The organism is Bartonella sp. EBT8 (assembly GCF_055796165.1).
Genome location: NZ_JBTTDJ010000013.1, coordinates 1 through 16,657 on the forward strand (window position 1 = coordinate 1; position 16,657 = coordinate 16,657).

Below are 16,657 nucleotides of genomic sequence, written 5' to 3' on the forward strand. Positions count from 1 at the left end.
GAAAAGAAAAAGGGGAACTCTCAAAAAAAATAGAACGATAAAAGCTAAAAAGAACACCTTAAAGCAAGCAAATCTATCCATGGAATACTTTATCCATCAAATACGGGGGAATGTAATTGTTAGGAGCATTTGTTGTGTGATGTTGAGAACATAACCAATGTTGTTATTGCTCTTCTATCTTTCTTCGCTATTATAATGGTATTGCTGTATAAATTTGGGGATTTGCATTGTCTGTAATAGGTTTCCTTTGTCTGTAACAAAGAATCAAATTCTTGTCGCGCGATGCTAAGCTATGCTAGCACCTTTTATTTAATATTTGAAAAGTACTCTAAAAATCTATGTGGGATAACGAACAACAGAAAAACGATCCCGGGCAAGATCCTGCTCTTGTCGTGAAACGTTTGCGACCAGCGCGTCGACAGATTTCTGTGCGTTGGCTTACCGGAACAGTTCTCACGGGAATCACATCCTGCATTCTGATGGGGATTGCACTTTTTGCTGCTCTCGATGAACAACAGCGATTGGTAACACCTCCACAATGGTTTACACCAGAAAATCTTTCAAACACACAAGACCCCGATGCCAATCGATATAAAGGTGACCGTATTGCCCCCACCCATGCACGGCAAAGCTTTGATAGTAAACGGCAATTTGAATTATCAATTCTGCAAAAAAAAGGCGATGAAAAAGTTATTCAAACACAACATTTTGAATGGATCAGAATGGCTTTAGCCGAAGAGCGTCCACAAAGATATAGCTATCCTAAATTTGATTCTCTCAGTATGTTTACCAGTGATTCGAATACAAAAACCATCAAACTGCAAGATTCCGGACAGATTTACGGCGCGAAAGTGGAAAGTAAAATTATCTTACGCAACCGTAAGTTTATCGTTGATCAATTAGACTTCGATGGAGCCGATACCCTGACGGATGATGAAGCACAACAAGAATTAAAAAAAGCTGGATTTTCTTTGGAAAAAACCAATGAACTCCTTTCAATACTCACATTGATTGACCCGTTAAAATTAGAAGATGCGGCTTCCAGCTCTCAGTTTACCGATACCCCTGAAGTGCGCATTGTGCAAGAAAATGTAACCATTTCCCCTCAAAGTCATCGCATTGACCTCACGAAAAATTACGCTGAAGATATTATCCCTATTCGTAAAAAACAAAAGATAGCGGATGTTTTCAAAGAAACGAACTACACGAAGCAACAAATTGAACAGGTTGTAAACACTTTAACGAGATTTTACCATTCTGATATGCTGAAAGAGGGAAGCCTTTTACGGATTGGTATTGTTACACAAGCTGGAGAAGAAGATCATCTGGTGCGGGCAAGCATCTATCAAGGAATGTATCATGTTCTCACCATTGCTCTCAATGATAAAGGATCCTTTGTTGAAAGTGCAGAGCCCAAAATGTCAACGGCTCTTAAAACCGCCTTTCAAAATGGTATTCCGCATTCTTATGTGAGTACAGCACAATTACCAACAGCCTATGATGCACTCTATAATGCTCTGCTCAGCCATAATCTATCGCAGTCGCTCTCCCAGCATCTGATTCGTCTTCTTGCCACCAATATCGATATGAAGAGTCAGATAACACCAACCGATCAGATAGAAATATTTTATGCTCTGCCACAACAAAGCGATACAGAACAAAATAACAAAGAAGCGAAAAACGGCAAAAAGAATCAAAAAACAAAGGAAACGCGCACCCATACAGATCCTGAAATTCGTTATATCAGTGCTACCTTCGGCAATATGACCTATAAATATTACCGTTATCAATCAAAAGACGGAAGCGTTGATTATTATGATTCAGAAGGAAAAAGCTCCAAACCTTTCTTGCTCCGCAAACCCACTCCCTATGGTGTTTTTGGTTCCCCCTTTGGACCACGCAAGCATCCGATCTTAGGATATGTTCGCATGCATACAGGCGTTGACTGGGTTGCTCCAAAAGGCTCGCCCATTATTGCGATAGGAGATGGTGTTGTCATAAAAATTGGCGTAACCGGTGGGTATGGCAATCATACAGAAATTCAACACAGCAATGGATATGTCAGCAGTTATTCGCACCAAAGTCGTTATGCACCAGACATCAAACTGGGCACAAAAGTACGACAAGGACAAGTCATTGGCTATGTCGGAGCAACTGGGATGGCAACTGGTCCCCATTGCCATTTTGAAATCATTGTCAATGGTGTAAAAGTGGATCCCATGCGCATCCGCATTCCTGACAGTAAAGCTTTAAAAACGCAAGACCTAGAAGCATTCCTGCACGAAAAAAACAATATTGATTCTTTGTTAAAAAGCCCAATAAAATCATCAAACGACACATCTTAAATCATACAGAACACCCCCTTCAGTGATGGCTAAAATTCTTTCTCTTGAAGGTTTTTGTCAAAAAGAATGACTCTGAAAAAGCTTAATGAAAGCAAAAAGGATAGGGTGTAGATTTCTGCTAAATTTCTAAAAGCTTTCTACAAATCTTATGCTTAAGATGAGGGATATTCTTGATTACCAAATGTTTTCAGATATATTTGAGATATATTATTGCGTTTAAAAATAGTGACAGAAACATAATTCATAAAAAAAACAAATTTTACTTCTTATAGGACCATTTCTTTTGAAATTTTTTTAGTTTTATAAGATAAGTTTATGAAATCCACATATACAACACTCATTGGAATTTTTCTTACCCTCTTGATTTGTATCAATCCTTGTTTTTCTCACGCTCAACATGTTTCTGTAACACACAAAAAAAAGCAAAGATTCATCGCCAAATTGCCAAAACCTAAACGAAGTGCCTTTGATGACCGTTCGACTGATGTCTACATCATCAATGAACTGAGCAATCCACTGACTTTTATGAAACTCATTGATAAAGGTGTCGAGCGTGGACAGTGGAAAACGGGTGGATTCTGGGGAAATGGCCCCTCAACTCTGATTGCCTCTGGCTTTGTAGGAAGAGCAGCAACAACATCGAATGCTTGGCTTTTTGGATCTGGAGGTTTTGCTAAATACAAAGTACAAGACGATGGAGCACTTTTAACATTCCGCTGGTATAATCCCTATAGTGGGACCCCTGAATACTCTGCAACTTCCAGCAAAAAAGGGTATTATTTTGAACGACAGGAAGAAGGAGGTCCAAACGCGAGGGTCATTTGGTCCGTAAAGCGAACGACTCCCAAAAATTATACTGTTATCATAGCAGCCGATCCACAACCATGGCGTTTGAACTCAGGCGATCCTAATGCGAATAGCAACAGAGGTCCATGGTTAGAAACAAATAAGAAAGTAGCAAAGGCCATAGAATCACATACAGCAGCATTTTCTATCATCAATGGCGACTTAACGGAATTCGGTCGACCACAAACCTATCAAGACTACGCAGATGTATATAAAAGCCGTGCTTATCCTGTCTATGAAGGACTAGGCAATCACGATTACTATAATAATGTTGGTGATTGTACGATACCGATATCAAATCTTTCAAAGAATGCCTGCGCTCTGAGTGCTGTTAAAAGAATGCTCAAAGAAATAGAGAAATACAGCAATTCTTTACCGCAATTCAATCAACATATAATTTATCGTCAGCACATTCGTTTTGAAAGCATTCATGACGTCATAACTGGAAGCTTGAGTTATTCATGGGATTATGGAGATATCCACTATGTGCAGCTGCAAAATTATCCAACTTATACTGTGGATTTATCTGACGGTTATACGAAAGTCATCATCACGAAAGCTCTCGATTGGTTGAAAAAAGATTTAGCAGATGCTGACAAAAGGGGGAAAGTGACCATTCTCAACTTTCACGATGCTCGCCCCTATTATAGAGATAAGAATTCACACTTTCTTCGTCCCGAAAATGCAAAAGATCTAGCACGCTTTAAAAAGATCATCACCTCTCATAATGTCAAAGCAATCTTTGTAGGACACAACCATTCTCAAAGATATTGCCGTGCACGAGATGATAAAGTTTTCGGCAATATCCCTGTCTATACAGCGGGAGCACTGTTTAGAGGAGATTACTATCTTGTCAATGTACAAGGAAAGGACCTCCATGTTAAAGCTTATAATGGAAAGACAGGCAAACCCGTTTTAGTTAGGGATTTGAGCACAAGTCGATTCGCAAAAAGATTTCGCAAAAGTTGTAGTAATTTATAAGAATATTTTCACACTTTCTCTTGGTGCATAAGGGAGGCTTAAAAGCCTCTCTTTACGAGGGAGATGGACTTTCTTTTGAAGCATTCATTCTGAGTTTTGGCAAAGGGATCACAATTTTTGTGCCGCCCAAATGAGACGTTTCAAAGAGAGGTTTTTCACCAAACTGCATACAGGCGTTGACTGGGTTGCTCCAAAAGGCTCGCCCATTATTGCGATAGGAGATGGTGTTGTCATAAAAATTGGCGTAACCGGTGGGTATGGCAATCATACAGAAATTCAACACAGCAATGGATATGTCAGCAGTTATTCGCACCAAAGTCGTTATGCACCAGACATCAAACTGGGCACAAAAGTACGACAAGGACAAGTCATTGGCTATGTCGGAGCAACTGGGATGGCAGCTGGTTCCCATTGCCATTTTGAAATCATTGTCAATGGTGTAAAAGTGGATCCCATGCGCATCCGCATTCCTGACAGTAAAGCTTTAAAAACGCAAGATCTAGAAGCATTCCTGCACGAAAAAAACAATAAAAACAATATTGATTCTTTGTTAAAAAGCCCAATAAAATCATCAAACGACACGTCTTAAATCATACAGAACACTCCCTTCAGTGATGGCTAAAATTCTTTCTCTTGAAGGTTTTTGTCAAAAATCATTCCGTTGAGAAGGCTTAACGAAAACGGCAATAAGGCGATAAGGCGATAAGGCGGGCTTATCCTTTCTACCGTTCTCTTAAAGGCTTTCACAAACTGCATTATGAATTGGGCGTTTGTTACCCAATGCTTTTAGATGTATCATTTTGTTTCAAGAAACAGTCACAAAAAAGGCAATTTTATCATAAAAAAGCAACTTTAACACCCTTACAAAGTAACGGCTGTTAAATATTTGGTAAAGTCAATAATTTTAATTTATAAGAGTAATTTTATGAAATACAAATATAGAACAATCATTGGGATTTTTCTTACCATCTGTTCGTGTGTAAAACCTTCTTTTTCTCATACGCAAACTCTTTCTGTGACACACGAAACAAGACAAAGCTTTATTGAAAAATTACCAAAACCAAAACAAAGTGCCTTTGATGATCGTTCAACAGATGTTTACATCGTCAATGAACTTAATCCACCTACTTCTATGGTGTTAACTGCTAGAAGTATTAAGCGTGGACAGTGGAAAACAGGTGAATATTGGGATAAGACAAGGGTTGGGAGTATCATTACACCTGGTTCGGTAGGAAAAGCAGCAACAACATCGAATGCTTGGCTTTTTGGAGCCGGTGGTCGGATGCAATATAGAATACAAGATGATGGAACGCTTTTAACATTCGGCTGGTATAACCCCTATATAGGAAGCCCTGAATATTCTGCTACCTCGAGCAACAAAGGGTATTATTTTGAACGAAGAGAGGAAGGGGGGAAAAACGCTCGAGTCATTTGGTACGTAAAAAGAAAAGAGCCGGTAAAAGATTATTCTGTCGTCATAGCAGCCGATCCGCAGCCATGGCGCTTGACTTCAGGCGATCCTAACGCAAAGAGCAACAGAGGTCCTTGGTTAGAAACAAATAAGAAAGTAGCAAAGGCCATAGAATCACATACAGCAGCATTTTCTATCATCAATGGCGACTTAACGGAATTTGGTCGACCACAAACCTATCAAGACTATGTATATGTGTATAAAAGCCGTGCTTATCCTGTCTATGAGGGACTAGGCAATCACGATTACTATAATAATGTTGGTGATTGTACGATACCGATATCAAATCTTTCAAAGAATGCCTGCGCTCTGAGTGCTGTTAAAAGAATGCTCAAAGAAATAGAGAAATACAGCATTTTTTTACCGCAATTCAATCAACATATAATTTATCGTCAGCACATTCGTTTTGAAAACACTTATGAGGTTATAACTGGAAGCTTGAGTTATTCATGGGATTATGGAGATATCCACTATGTGCAGCTACAAAATTATCCAACTTATACTGTGGATTTATCTGACGGTTATACACACATAAAAATAACGAAAGCTCTCGATTGGTTGAAAAAAGATTTAGCAGATGCTGACAAAAGGGGGAAAGTGACCATTCTCAACTTTCACGATGCTCGCCCCTATTATAGAGATAAGAATTCGCACTTTCTTCGTCCTGAAAATGCAAAAGATCTAGCACGCTTTAAAAAGATCATCACCTCTCATAATGTCAAAGCAATCTTTGTAGGACACAACCATTCTCAAAGATATTGCCGTGCACGAGATGATAAAGTTTTCGGCAATATCCCTGTCTATACAGCGGGAGCACTGTTTAGAGGAGATTACTATCTTGTCAATGTACAAGGAAAGGACCTCCATGTTAAAGCTTATAATGGAAAGACAGGCAAACCCGTTTTAGTTAGGGATTTGAGCACAAGTCGATTCGCAAAAAGATTTCGCAAAAGTTGTAGTAATTTATAAGAATATTTTCACACTTTCTCTTGGTGCATAAGGGAGGCTTAAAAGCCTCTCTTTACGAGGGAGATGGACTTTCTTTTGAAGCATTCATTCTGAGTTTTGGCAAAGGGATCACAATTTTTGTGCCGCCCAAATGAGACGTTTCAAAGAGAGGTTTTTCACCAAACTGCATACAGAGCTGTTCGACAACCAAACGTCCAAGACCTGTTTTTTGCGCTGAAGTTTTGCTTTTCATCCCCACACCATCATCTTCCACGATGAGCATCAATTGTCCATCTTGTTCAGGACCAAATGAGATATAGATATGACCAGAACGATGATCAGGAAAAGCATGTTTTAAAGAGTTTGTTAGCAATTCACCAAGAATAATTCCAAGCGTTGTGGCATCTCTTGAAGACAATCGACAATCTTTAAAGTTGGTGTGAATGGTGATATTTTCGCGCAATTCAAAAGGGACCGCCAATTCGACATCATGCACCACGGAACTGAGAAACTCTGCCAAGAGCGTTGTTTCCATATCATCACTCAAACGCAAACGACGATGCGCGGCGGAGATTGTCTGAATACGATCACGAGCAGCGCCAAGAATAGAACGGACTTCTTCATTTTTACTACGATTTAATTGCAGTCCGAGCAAAGAAGAGACTGTACCAAGAGAATTGCCAATACGATGGCTTGCATCTTGCAACAACATTTCAACGCGTTGACGTTCTTTTTCGGCATGATTGCGTGCTCTTTCCAACTCCTGTGTCCGTTCTTTCACTCGAGCTTCAAGAGCTATATTTTCACTATGAAGCAGCAATTGATACATTTTTAAGGAGCGGACATCGCGATGAAACCGATTAATAACAAAATAAGCGGAAATAAAAGTACTCACAACAGAGATAATTGCTGCTAATGTTAAAGCAGCGCGCATCAACGCTATACCCTCGCGCTGTTTTTGTCGTACCACATCATCGCCATTGATAAAGCTTGTCATCAGTTGCGCTAAACGGGCCACTTGAACCCTTGGGGATTCCAAAGCAGCAGCAGGTTGAGACGGTTGCTCAGGGATCGTATCAACAGCATGCATATGCGCATTCATAAAAGCCTTGCGTGTTTCGACCTCTTTTTTAAAAGCTGTAAACCATTCATACCATTGAGGATGAGCATAAACAAGAAGCGCCGTATAATCGAGAATATTATCAATCTCACGCGCTGCATTTTCAAAATGTGCCTTATCTTCCATCTTTCTGTTTTTTGCATAGCTTCGATCAGCGACAGCCATATCGATCAAACCAATGAGCGCCAAATCTGCCTGTTCGCGCAATTCAGAACTTGTATTCAACTGTGCAACTTCCCGATCAACAGCGTTTGAGAGCAATATAATAAAGATTGATGCCAAGAGGGCCATAACAAGAGAAACCACGATTGCCACCCAACGCCAGCTTGATATGCTTGAATCAGAAGAAAGATTTTGAGGAAGAAAATCCGTCTTTGTTGTCATAGAATTTCCATCGGCGAACCTAAAAATTGTCATTTTTCAGCAAAAAAAAGAAATTCCCTTCTGTTCCATAAGGCAAAAAGCCCGCTGGTTTCTTTCATACAGGCTTTTTTCTTTTCCTTAAAGGAACACACCAAACACGCTGAATTTCCTCAGATGCTTCTTTTACTTTAATAGCTATAACGGGAATAAAAAAAACAAGGCTATTGACCATAATTATTATGCTTTTTTAGCCGTTAAATGAACACAATGTGCTCCCCGCGGAATAAGCATCGGGACCGTAATCGGATTGACCATTGACTTTGAGCAATTCCTGTAAACGATTACGCGCTCTACTCACACGACTTTTAATCGTCCCAACAGCACACCCACAAATCGCTGCAGCATCTTCATAAGAAAAGCCTGATGCACCAATGAGAATAATGGCTTCTCTTTGATCAGCAGAGAGCATATTTAAGGCTTTTTTGAAATCTTGCAAATCCAGTGATCCATATTGAGCAGGATGAACCGCTACATTTTGGGTTAACACACCATCGCTGTCTTGCACTTCTCTTCCTCTTTTACGCATTTGACTATAAAATTCATTGCGTAAAATGGTAAAAAGCCAAGCTTTGAGATTGGTTCCCATTTCAAAACTGTCTTGCTTAGCCCATGCCTTCATCACGGTATCTTGGACCAAATCTTCAGCTTTATCCTGTCTCCCACTTAAAGAAAGTGCAAAAGCCCGCAATGCTGGTAGAACCAAAAGGAGTTCCTGTTTAAAGTTTTTCACGCCCTCAGCCATAGTGGATTTACGCCTTTTCCACATTATGCAAGCTAAATTGCTCGGCGCGCTCCAACCTGTCTAACAGTTCCAGCAAACGCAATGGAAGTGCTTCTTCTTGAATTTCCATGTAAAACTGGCGTAATTTCCGTGCTATTTCACAATTGACCCCGAGAAGATCATCTCCAGCGATGCGGTGATTGGTGAGATTTTTTTCATCACGGTCGTTCATTTTTTATCCCCCTAATCCATATAATATAAGTAGCACCGAGAAGAATTTTTTCGCCTCATGGTTGTAAATATAGTTGTAGGCAAAAAGTTCCATACGAACAGAGGAACTTTTTCATCACTTTCGGATTTCAACCAACAAAGTGCTTATAAGGTCAAAGGAGTTACAAATTATGTCATTATCCACACGCATTGCACCGCATCTTCCTTATCTTCGGCGTTTTGCCCGCTCTGTCACTGGCAGCCAATCTTCTGGTGATGCTTATGTTTCAGCGATGTTGGAAGCACTTATTGCGGACATTTCTATTTTTCCCAAAGCGTCTAGTGATCGCATTGGGACCTATTGGCTTTTTTGTCATCTTTTTGACCAAACCACCCCGAATATCCCTGAACCGCTTCCACAATTTGGTCTTGAACAAAAAACCAGTGCCAAATTATCCTATCTCACGCCACGAGCACGACAAGCCTTTTTGTTAATTGCCGTTGAAGGATTTAATGAACAAGAAGCCCGTGAAATTATGAATCTTGATAGCAAAGAGTTCCGCAAGCTCCTTAACCAAGCCTCGACGGATATTTCTCAACAAATTGCTACTGAAGTGATGATTATTGAAGATGAGCCTCTCATTGCCCTAGATATTGAACAAATGGTAGAAAGTTTAGGTCATAAGGTCGTAGGGATAGCGCGCACGCGTGATGAGGCTATCATCCTCTATCATAAAGAAAAGCCCCGCTTGGTTTTAGCTGATATTCAATTAGCCGATAACAGTTCTGGAATTGATGCGGTTAATGACATTTTAAAAAATGACCATATACCGGTTATTTTTATCACGGCTTTTCCTGAAAGGCTTTTGACTGGAGAGCGTCCCGAGCCGACTTTTTTAGTGACCAAACCCTTTAATCCAGATATGGTAAAGGCCCTTATTTCCCAAGCTTTATTTTTTCAAGAGAATGCTTCTAAAGCGGCCTAGACTAGAGTAACATCGTGATCATGATGGTTATGCCTCTTCCAAAATCCCCCATAGATACATCGCATCTTAGCGCTCTCATGCAAGCGATCCGTGGAGCTGATATTTGTGTTCTCTATCAGACAACGAATCTGGATTACTTATGGGCTGAAAATCTGCCACAACATTTGCAGAATAAATGGCGTATGGGATGCCGTGACAGTGATTTTTTTTCGCTTGAGCTTGCCGATAATATGGAAACAATTAAATTGCAGGTTTTAGCCACGGGCAAAATGCAAACCATTGAAGCCCGATTTGAAGATCTATCCAAACAAGCGACTTGGTACAAATTTTCCATTGATTGCCATCGCAATGATAATGGAGATATTATCGGTATTATCACGACCGGTGTTGATATTTCAGGATTACGTCGCCGTGAACAAGTTCTAAAGATCCTTCTTCGAGAAGTGAGTCACCGTTCTAAAAATCTTCTTGCCATCATTCAAAGTATTGCCAGTCAGACGGCACGCTATACTGAATCTCTTCAGATTTTTTTACGCAAATTTCAAGGGCGTCTTCATTCTCTTTCTCATTCTCAAGATCTAATTACCGATTCCGATTGGCGTGGTGCCCAATTTCGTGAATTAGTACAATCGCAGGCTTTAGGCTATTTGATGAAAGAAACAGAACGTTTTTCCCTTGAGGGTGTTGATCCTTATCTTTTTCCCAATGCGGCTTTGCATATTGGTTTGGCTTTTCATGAACTTATTGTCAATTCTCTTTCTTTTGGTGCTTTATCACAAGAAAAGGGCAGTATTTGTGTACGGTGTGAAATTCAGACAACAATAAAGGGCAAAACGCAACTTCTGATCACTTGGAATGAAAATTTTGCAGCACAAACGCCTCTTTTAAGCAATAACAAAGCCTGTTTTGGCAGCGCTGTATTAGAAAAGATTGTTCCAGTTTCTGTCAATGGTTCTGCTTCTTTAACATTAACAGAGCAAGGGATTCTTTATTGCTTATGTGTTCCCGATACTTATTTTGATATTTTTTTTTAAAGCCATCGGTTAACACATCACAACATAAAAAAGCCGAACAGCTGCAGCACTGTTGTCATCACATGGGGTTCCCGATCCCACCGCCATTTTTCCACACACACCATCGCCCTTGGACGGAACCCTTGGACGGAACCCTTGGACGGAACCCTTGGACGGAACCCTTGGACGGAACCCTTGGACGGAACCCTTGGACGGAACCCTTGGACGGAACCCTTGGACGGAACCCTTGGACGGAACCAAAAACCTTTAAAAACGTTTGTTCATAAAGAAAAGCCTCTAGGCTGACAAATTGGTGCCCATGCTGTCAACCTCTCATTTGGAAAATATCTTATGAATAACCTTGTTTTTATTCTTTTATTGGTTTCATGCACAGATGATTTTAACAGATGCTATACGAACAAGACCATGGTCGAAACCTACAAAACAGCGCAAGACTGTGAACAAGCCATGATACCATCTACCAAAAAGTTTTCCTCTTATGGGCAGCAAATTTTTGCCCAATGCACAAGCATACAGGCAAACTTACAACAACAAGTAAAGTTGAACTGGTTTGTAACCAATCGAGGCAATTTTCTCGTTAAAAGCCAAAAGAGAGATGATAAGGCGTCTCACGAGCATGAAACAGATCTTTTATCTTTCTCATTTCCTCTCAATCTTTCTTCCACAAATCTCTTGCACAAAACACCTTAAAAGCATAAACCCATCGGGCTTTAAGGAAATAAAGGAAAAGAGTCTAGCATGATGGACAATAAACAGATTGAGATCTCAAAAGACCATTGCGCCCAGCAAGAGGACCACTCTCAAGAGCAACCTTTATCCCCAGCAGTAGAACGCGTGAGAAAGAAGCTTATGCGTTTAATGATTATTTCTATTTCAATAACACTTATCCTCATTCTTGCTGTATTCTTTGGAGTCGTCTACAAAATTATGGTCACGGGTTCAACTTCCAAACAAACGCAGCCCTCTTCCTCTCACAACGGCACTCAAGCCCCTGTCCACCATACACTCTTTTTACCGGAAAGGACGCAGATTTTGTCGCAAAGTCTTTCGGAACACAATATTGTGCTGAAAATTTTAACACCAGAGGGACAGACAAAATTTATGATTTACAATTATTACAGCGGTGCACTGATTGCTGTTCTTTCTGTTGAGACGACGGAAGAAACCTCTGCTTCACTCTCTCATTAAACAGGCAACAGTTTTCACCAGCACTTAAAGATCGCCCTTTGCTTTAAGCATTTTCCTCAACAGAAGAGGTTGCCACCCGACGTCGGCGTGGTTTTCTCTGTATCTCTTCAGTCAAGAGAGGAAAAGAGGCAACTTTTTCTGTTGGCTCATCAGCCTTTTGAGAAGTTTTTAATGCCTCCTTGGAAGTTTCAAAACCGGAAAGCTCAAGGGGGGCTTGTTCTTGACCACGTACAGCACGTCGACGCGCAGGACGACGTGTTTTTTTGACAGGTTCGACATTTTCCTCAGAACTACTTTGTTCTTGGCTCATTGCCTCCTGTTCGAGAGCCTGTGTCTCTATTGCCTCTGCGCGCGCATGGCCATTTTGCATCTTAGCGTGTTGTCCATTACTCTTTTCTTGCGCCTGTATTTGTGAAGCCTCAACATCGCAACGAACAGTATCACTTTTTTCACTTTCAGTGTTTACTTCACCATATTCTGGTTCATTATTTTCATCACGGCTTTCATCGCGTCGTGGCGCTTGGGGCATTTGCCCGACAGCTGCCAAAATAATACGCAAATAGTGCTCTGCATGTTGTAGATAATTCTCTGACATCACACGGTCACCGGCCCCCTGTGCATCCCGTGCGAGACTTATGTATTTATCGGCAATTTGCTGAGCATTTCCGCGAATTTTCACATCTGGACCGCTACTTTCATAATTCCGCGATAATGGGTTAGGTCCGCGACGATTATTATTATTGTTATTACTATTATTGTTATTATTGCGACCGCGTACCCGTCTATTTTGTTGTGGCCTCATCTTTATCCCTTTTTGGAGTATGTGTGTCTTAATTGACTCTTTTTCATTGCATTATTTCCCGATAATGCTAGTCATATTTAAAATACGGTTGTTAAATGATCCGCGTTTTATTTCACTTAAATGATACCTACTGATATTTTATAAAAGCATATATTTTTTGAAAATCACAAACATAGCAGGGAACATAGAAGTTGAAGATTCCCTCTTTCTCTGTTAACCGGCAGAAACCTAGTGATGTTCACATGAAAAGCCAAGTGTTTTTTTAAAAAATAGACCATATTTCATTAAAAAACTAACCATCTTGTGGAAAAACAAAAACGAGAACATGCGTACAACACCCATGGCAAACAAACAACCCCCTCAGAGAATAAAGAGAAACTCATTTTTTTGTTCTAAAATCACCGCTTTATCCTAAAAATGCTGCTCTTCTCTGCCCTTTATGTGCACTCAATTCATAAGCACTTAATTTCCCCACGAGTTACTACATGAATTCATTCACGGTATGAACATAGCCTTTCTTCTGCCCTAAAGCAACCCCTTTATAAGCGACAATCCACACCCGCTTCAAAAAACTGTTTTGTCTTATAGATAGTTTATCTTAAGGCATTCTTCAAGTCCTTTTCTTATCAACAAGTCTCCCTTATTGTCAAAAACTTCTCTCTACACTATAAATTTGTTGGTTATTTTTAAAAATTAACAATTGAATCGAAAACACATAAGACGAGCAATATAACAGCCAAGTATAACAATACCAAAACATAAATTTATGAGAAAAAACGACCCACATGCCATACAAAAAATTAAAGTTGCAACAAAAAAATACATGCTTTACAAATAAGAATGGAAACTATGAATGAGAAGAGTATAATGCACTTTCCAGCTTTCATACTGCCTAATCAGAAAACTTTATTTAAAAAACGAGCAGAGCGTTTTGCACAGTTATCCAACAGCTCCTCTGATAAAGATTTTTTCCTTTTTTGGGCTCATTTTTGTCATGCTCAACAACAATCGACTGAAAAATTTAAAGACTTCTCTCGCCCCCTTAGCATTTTTGGTGCTCCTTCAACACCCCCTTTTGATCGACAAAAGTTATTAACTTTGGGTTTATACGAAAGCATCATTGAGGATTTTTTTAGAAGTCTGTTAACCTTACCACTCCTCAGCAAAGCATTTTCAGCAATAAAACAGGAATCTCTGGTTCGCACACAACAACAAAAAGACCAATGGCGCCTCTGGGGACAAAATCTTTTAGATCAAACACTCCCTCCACAACAATTCGCAGAACATATTTTTATCATGGGTGCATTGCAAATCCTATATTCTCTTACCGCTTCACAGCTTGAGACGCAAAGCTTAATCCCCCAACAAAGCAATCTCTGCCCTGCTTGCAATGGCGCCCATTCCGCCAACCTCATTATCGATTGGAAACTAGACGAAACCATAAAATTCTGCTCATGCCTTTATTGTGGTACCCTTTGGTCTCTCCCGCATAACCAATGCACCTTTTGTAAAACAACGCAGAATGTTTCCCTTCACAACATCGAAAATGTGCCCGACGGCATTGTATTGGAAACTTGTCAAGCATGTCGATCCTCTTGCAAACAATTCAATCAGTATAAAAATCCCAGTTTAGATGTTTTTGCCGATGACATTGCCACTTCCACACTTAATTTTTCACCCAAGGGCTCTTTTCATTTTGCGTCTAAGAATTTTAATCCCTTTTTAGCAGAAGACTTTTAATAACTCCTTTTTCTCTGAACAAAGCAGCTGAACGACAAAGCCCTTAATCCCAAACTGTCAAGAAAAGGGACAAAAACCTCTGAAAAAAACAAGGAAGACTTTAACATCACGGCTCTCAACAACACACAAGCACGGCAACGACAAAACACCAAAAGCTGTTGCCAATAATTCACGCACCAAAACAAGTACTAGGGCAAGACACTATGGTGTTGATACTTTTTTCGCAGCATTTTCTAGGGTCAGCATAGAAATGCAGCATCACAGGAAAATAAATGGTCTTTGCTACTCAAGACTGTCGATTTTATCTTCATGCTTTTTTGAAAAGCAAAGTAAAGCTCTAGCTTTTCCCGCCCTTTTTCATCACTTTGAAAGAATAATGCGTGAAACAGATAAACAATATTCCAGTTTTTTTTCATTTGTCGTACGATTCAAATCATTCGATAACAAGAAAGCTTTTGTCGCATTTCGACAATCATTTCTATCGGGGCATTTCTATCGGGGAATTTAAAATATTCTTTTATGGTCTATTTTTATAAAATGTGCTGTTTTTTTGAATGCTAAACTTTGTTCTTTATCATCAAATTTCGCATATTCTTCAATTTTTTGTTTCAATTTTCTTGTAAAAACTTAAAAGTGATTGCGTATTTTCTTTTTTTCTCTCTCTTTTTCACTGAGAAAACAATCGCGTAAGAGAAAATAATTTCCATCCCCGGGCCGTACCCTTTTTATACATTGTTTTTTTGTCACATCAGAAAGTTCATCCCACATTTCACGAATAGAAAAATAGGCTTGACTTTCCGAATTAAAACAACGCTGATAAACTTCTTTTCTCATATCGGGCGTTACTGAAGCAGCAATTTCCTTGCAATAGACGCGCAGATCAAAGACTGGAATAGTTAATGCAACAGGCTCCTGTTGTACAGTTTGTTTTTGGGAAGAAAAATAACCCATCATTTTTACAGCGCTCACACAAAATGCCAAAAGAAAAAAAAGCACCAAGCCAATGAACATGCCCTTACGATATAATTTTTTGAAATAAGCATTTTGCCGTGCGCGGATTCTTTTTTCCATACAGTCTATATCCTTTAACATCCCAAGATAAACTTTTTACAGCAAAAAAGGAGAGAAGCATCAACGCACAAAATGCGTATCCCAGTAACAAACTGTCAAACTTCTTACCAAAACACTTCTTTTGTTCTATGCCATATTTTTCTGGATCGTGAATATTTTTATTCCTCTGTTGTTTAAAACTTCTGTTGAAAACTTTTTATCCCCACTGTAGTAAAAGATCCCCTGTAATAAAAGGAGAGAGGCATTCCCCTCAAGCTCTCTTGAAGAAAATTTCATAAAGGCACTATGATTTATTTTCGATGAAGCAAAGACGTGCTTTGCAAGTCATACAGTTATTTTTTGATATCAATATCCTGCTTTGCAGTGCAGAGAGAATTTTTCGTTGTCATTGCTGCGTTATTTTTCACGAAAAAATATTGGGGAAATTTCACTCTGCTTTCGAGATGAACCGCATGAAGACCATCACAAGCATAATCAAAACGTTTTTTTGCGATAAAGTATCTTCCAACCCGCCTTCGTTAAAGCTTTCCTTAAAAGCTAGAGATTTTACCGCCTCACTATTTATCGGTCTCCCCCTCATGCTCCCTTAATTCACTTCATCGGTTCACCTAGCAAACATTGCTATCAATATTCCCTCAAGATTTCTATTGAACACTTCAGTGATGCAAAGAAACAGCAACGACCTTGGCTCTATACGCATATTCTATAAGAATGCATTTATAGCATCATCTTTCACAGCACTCTTTTACAACCCCACTGCACAAAAAGGAG

The 16,657-nt window shown here is 39.6% G+C and carries 13 protein-coding genes and 1 pseudogene; 9 read left to right on the forward strand and 5 right to left on the reverse strand.

Annotation, left to right across the window (positions count from 1 at the left end; genetic code table 11):
* Positions 1-338 precede the first annotated feature (338 nt).
* From AC0QT4_RS07385 to AC0QT4_RS07400, 4 genes and pseudogenes are all read left to right on the forward strand, one after another.
* Positions 339-2,345: a M23 family metallopeptidase gene (locus AC0QT4_RS07385; RefSeq protein WP_473201068.1), complete on the forward strand. Its 2,007-nt coding sequence runs from the start codon at positions 339-341 to the stop codon at positions 2,343-2,345.
* A 315-nt stretch (positions 2,346-2,660) separates the two neighbouring features.
* Positions 2,661-4,172: a metallophosphoesterase gene (locus AC0QT4_RS07390; protein WP_473201069.1), complete on the forward strand. Its 1,512-nt coding sequence runs from the start codon at positions 2,661-2,663 to the stop codon at positions 4,170-4,172.
* Positions 4,173-4,326: 154 nt separating this feature from the next.
* Positions 4,327-4,761: pseudogene (locus AC0QT4_RS07395) on the forward strand (M23 family metallopeptidase); the annotation flags it as partial.
* Positions 4,762-5,097: 336 nt separating this feature from the next.
* Positions 5,098-6,612, forward strand: a complete 1,515-nt coding sequence (locus AC0QT4_RS07400) for a metallophosphoesterase (protein WP_473201070.1) — start codon at positions 5,098-5,100, stop codon at positions 6,610-6,612.
* Between the two features lie 52 nt (positions 6,613-6,664).
* Here AC0QT4_RS07400 and AC0QT4_RS07405 read toward each other — a convergent pair whose 3' ends face one another.
* The 3 genes from AC0QT4_RS07405 to AC0QT4_RS07415 all read right to left on the reverse strand — a co-directional run bounded on the left by AC0QT4_RS07405 (position 6,665) and on the right by AC0QT4_RS07415 (position 9,087).
* Positions 6,665-8,095: a sensor histidine kinase gene (locus AC0QT4_RS07405; RefSeq protein WP_473201071.1), complete on the reverse strand. Its 1,431-nt coding sequence runs from the start codon at positions 8,093-8,095 to the stop codon at positions 6,665-6,667.
* A gap of 226 nt (positions 8,096-8,321) precedes the next feature.
* Positions 8,322-8,876 carry an RNA polymerase sigma factor gene (locus AC0QT4_RS07410; protein WP_473201072.1) on the reverse strand — a complete coding sequence of 185 codons (555 nt, stop codon included), beginning with the start codon at positions 8,874-8,876 and terminating at the stop codon, positions 8,322-8,324.
* A 7-nt stretch (positions 8,877-8,883) separates the two neighbouring features.
* Positions 8,884-9,087 (reverse strand): NepR family anti-sigma factor, encoded by a 204-nt coding sequence (locus AC0QT4_RS07415; RefSeq protein WP_473201073.1) that lies wholly within the window; start codon positions 9,085-9,087, stop codon positions 8,884-8,886.
* Positions 9,088-9,256: 169 nt separating this feature from the next.
* Here AC0QT4_RS07415 and AC0QT4_RS07420 point away from each other — a divergent pair, with 169 nt between their 5' ends.
* From AC0QT4_RS07420 to AC0QT4_RS07435, 4 genes are all read left to right on the forward strand, one after another.
* Positions 9,257-10,051 carry a response regulator gene (locus tag AC0QT4_RS07420; RefSeq protein WP_473201074.1) on the forward strand — a complete coding sequence of 265 codons (795 nt, stop codon included), beginning with the start codon at positions 9,257-9,259 and terminating at the stop codon, positions 10,049-10,051.
* Between the two features lie 20 nt (positions 10,052-10,071).
* Complete coding sequence (locus tag AC0QT4_RS07425; protein WP_473201075.1) at positions 10,072-11,085, forward strand: sensor histidine kinase; 1,014 nt, start codon at positions 10,072-10,074, stop codon at positions 11,083-11,085.
* A 330-nt stretch (positions 11,086-11,415) separates the two neighbouring features.
* On the forward strand, positions 11,416-11,775 hold the full coding sequence (locus tag AC0QT4_RS07430; protein WP_473201076.1) for a hypothetical protein: 360 nt from the start codon (positions 11,416-11,418) through the stop codon (positions 11,773-11,775).
* 48 nt (positions 11,776-11,823) lie between these two features.
* Positions 11,824-12,273 (forward strand): hypothetical protein, encoded by a 450-nt coding sequence (locus AC0QT4_RS07435; RefSeq protein ID WP_473201077.1) that lies wholly within the window; start codon positions 11,824-11,826, stop codon positions 12,271-12,273.
* Positions 12,274-12,316: 43 nt separating this feature from the next.
* Here AC0QT4_RS07435 and AC0QT4_RS07440 read toward each other — a convergent pair whose 3' ends face one another.
* A complete protein-coding gene (locus tag AC0QT4_RS07440) occupies positions 12,317-13,075 on the reverse strand; it encodes a DUF4167 domain-containing protein (RefSeq protein ID WP_473201078.1) in 759 nt (252 codons plus the stop codon).
* Positions 13,076-13,924: 849 nt separating this feature from the next.
* Here AC0QT4_RS07440 and fdhE point away from each other — a divergent pair.
* Positions 13,925-14,815 (forward strand): formate dehydrogenase accessory protein FdhE domain-containing protein, encoded by an 891-nt coding sequence (gene fdhE, locus AC0QT4_RS07445; protein WP_473201079.1) that lies wholly within the window; start codon positions 13,925-13,927, stop codon positions 14,813-14,815.
* Positions 14,816-15,442: 627 nt separating this feature from the next.
* Here fdhE and AC0QT4_RS07450 read toward each other — a convergent pair.
* On the reverse strand, positions 15,443-15,886 hold the full coding sequence (locus AC0QT4_RS07450; protein ID WP_473201080.1) for a hypothetical protein: 444 nt from the start codon (positions 15,884-15,886) through the stop codon (positions 15,443-15,445).
* Positions 15,887-16,657: the final 771 nt, after the last annotated feature.

Coding starts and splice junctions, on each gene's coding strand:
- AC0QT4_RS07450 (WP_473201080.1), bottom strand. CDS start 15,886: ATGGAAAAAAGAATCCGCGCACGGCAAAATGCTTATTTCAAAAAATTA.
- AC0QT4_RS07410 (WP_473201072.1), bottom strand. CDS start 8,876: ATGGCTGAGGGCGTGAAAAACTTTAAACAGGAACTCCTTTTGGTTCTA.
- AC0QT4_RS07405 (WP_473201071.1), bottom strand. CDS start 8,095: ATGACAACAAAGACGGATTTTCTTCCTCAAAATCTTTCTTCTGATTCA.
- AC0QT4_RS07435 (WP_473201077.1), top strand. CDS start 11,824: ATGATGGACAATAAACAGATTGAGATCTCAAAAGACCATTGCGCCCAG.
- AC0QT4_RS07415 (WP_473201073.1), bottom strand. CDS start 9,087: ATGAACGACCGTGATGAAAAAAATCTCACCAATCACCGCATCGCTGGA.
- AC0QT4_RS07390 (WP_473201069.1), top strand. CDS start 2,661: ATGAAATCCACATATACAACACTCATTGGAATTTTTCTTACCCTCTTG.
- fdhE (WP_473201079.1), top strand. CDS start 13,925: ATGAATGAGAAGAGTATAATGCACTTTCCAGCTTTCATACTGCCTAAT.
- AC0QT4_RS07440 (WP_473201078.1), bottom strand. CDS start 13,075: ATGAGGCCACAACAAAATAGACGGGTACGCGGTCGCAATAATAACAAT.
- AC0QT4_RS07425 (WP_473201075.1), top strand. CDS start 10,072: ATGATGGTTATGCCTCTTCCAAAATCCCCCATAGATACATCGCATCTT.
- AC0QT4_RS07400 (WP_473201070.1), top strand. CDS start 5,098: ATGAAATACAAATATAGAACAATCATTGGGATTTTTCTTACCATCTGT.
- AC0QT4_RS07430 (WP_473201076.1), top strand. CDS start 11,416: ATGAATAACCTTGTTTTTATTCTTTTATTGGTTTCATGCACAGATGAT.
- AC0QT4_RS07385 (WP_473201068.1), top strand. CDS start 339: ATGTGGGATAACGAACAACAGAAAAACGATCCCGGGCAAGATCCTGCT.
- AC0QT4_RS07420 (WP_473201074.1), top strand. CDS start 9,257: ATGTCATTATCCACACGCATTGCACCGCATCTTCCTTATCTTCGGCGT.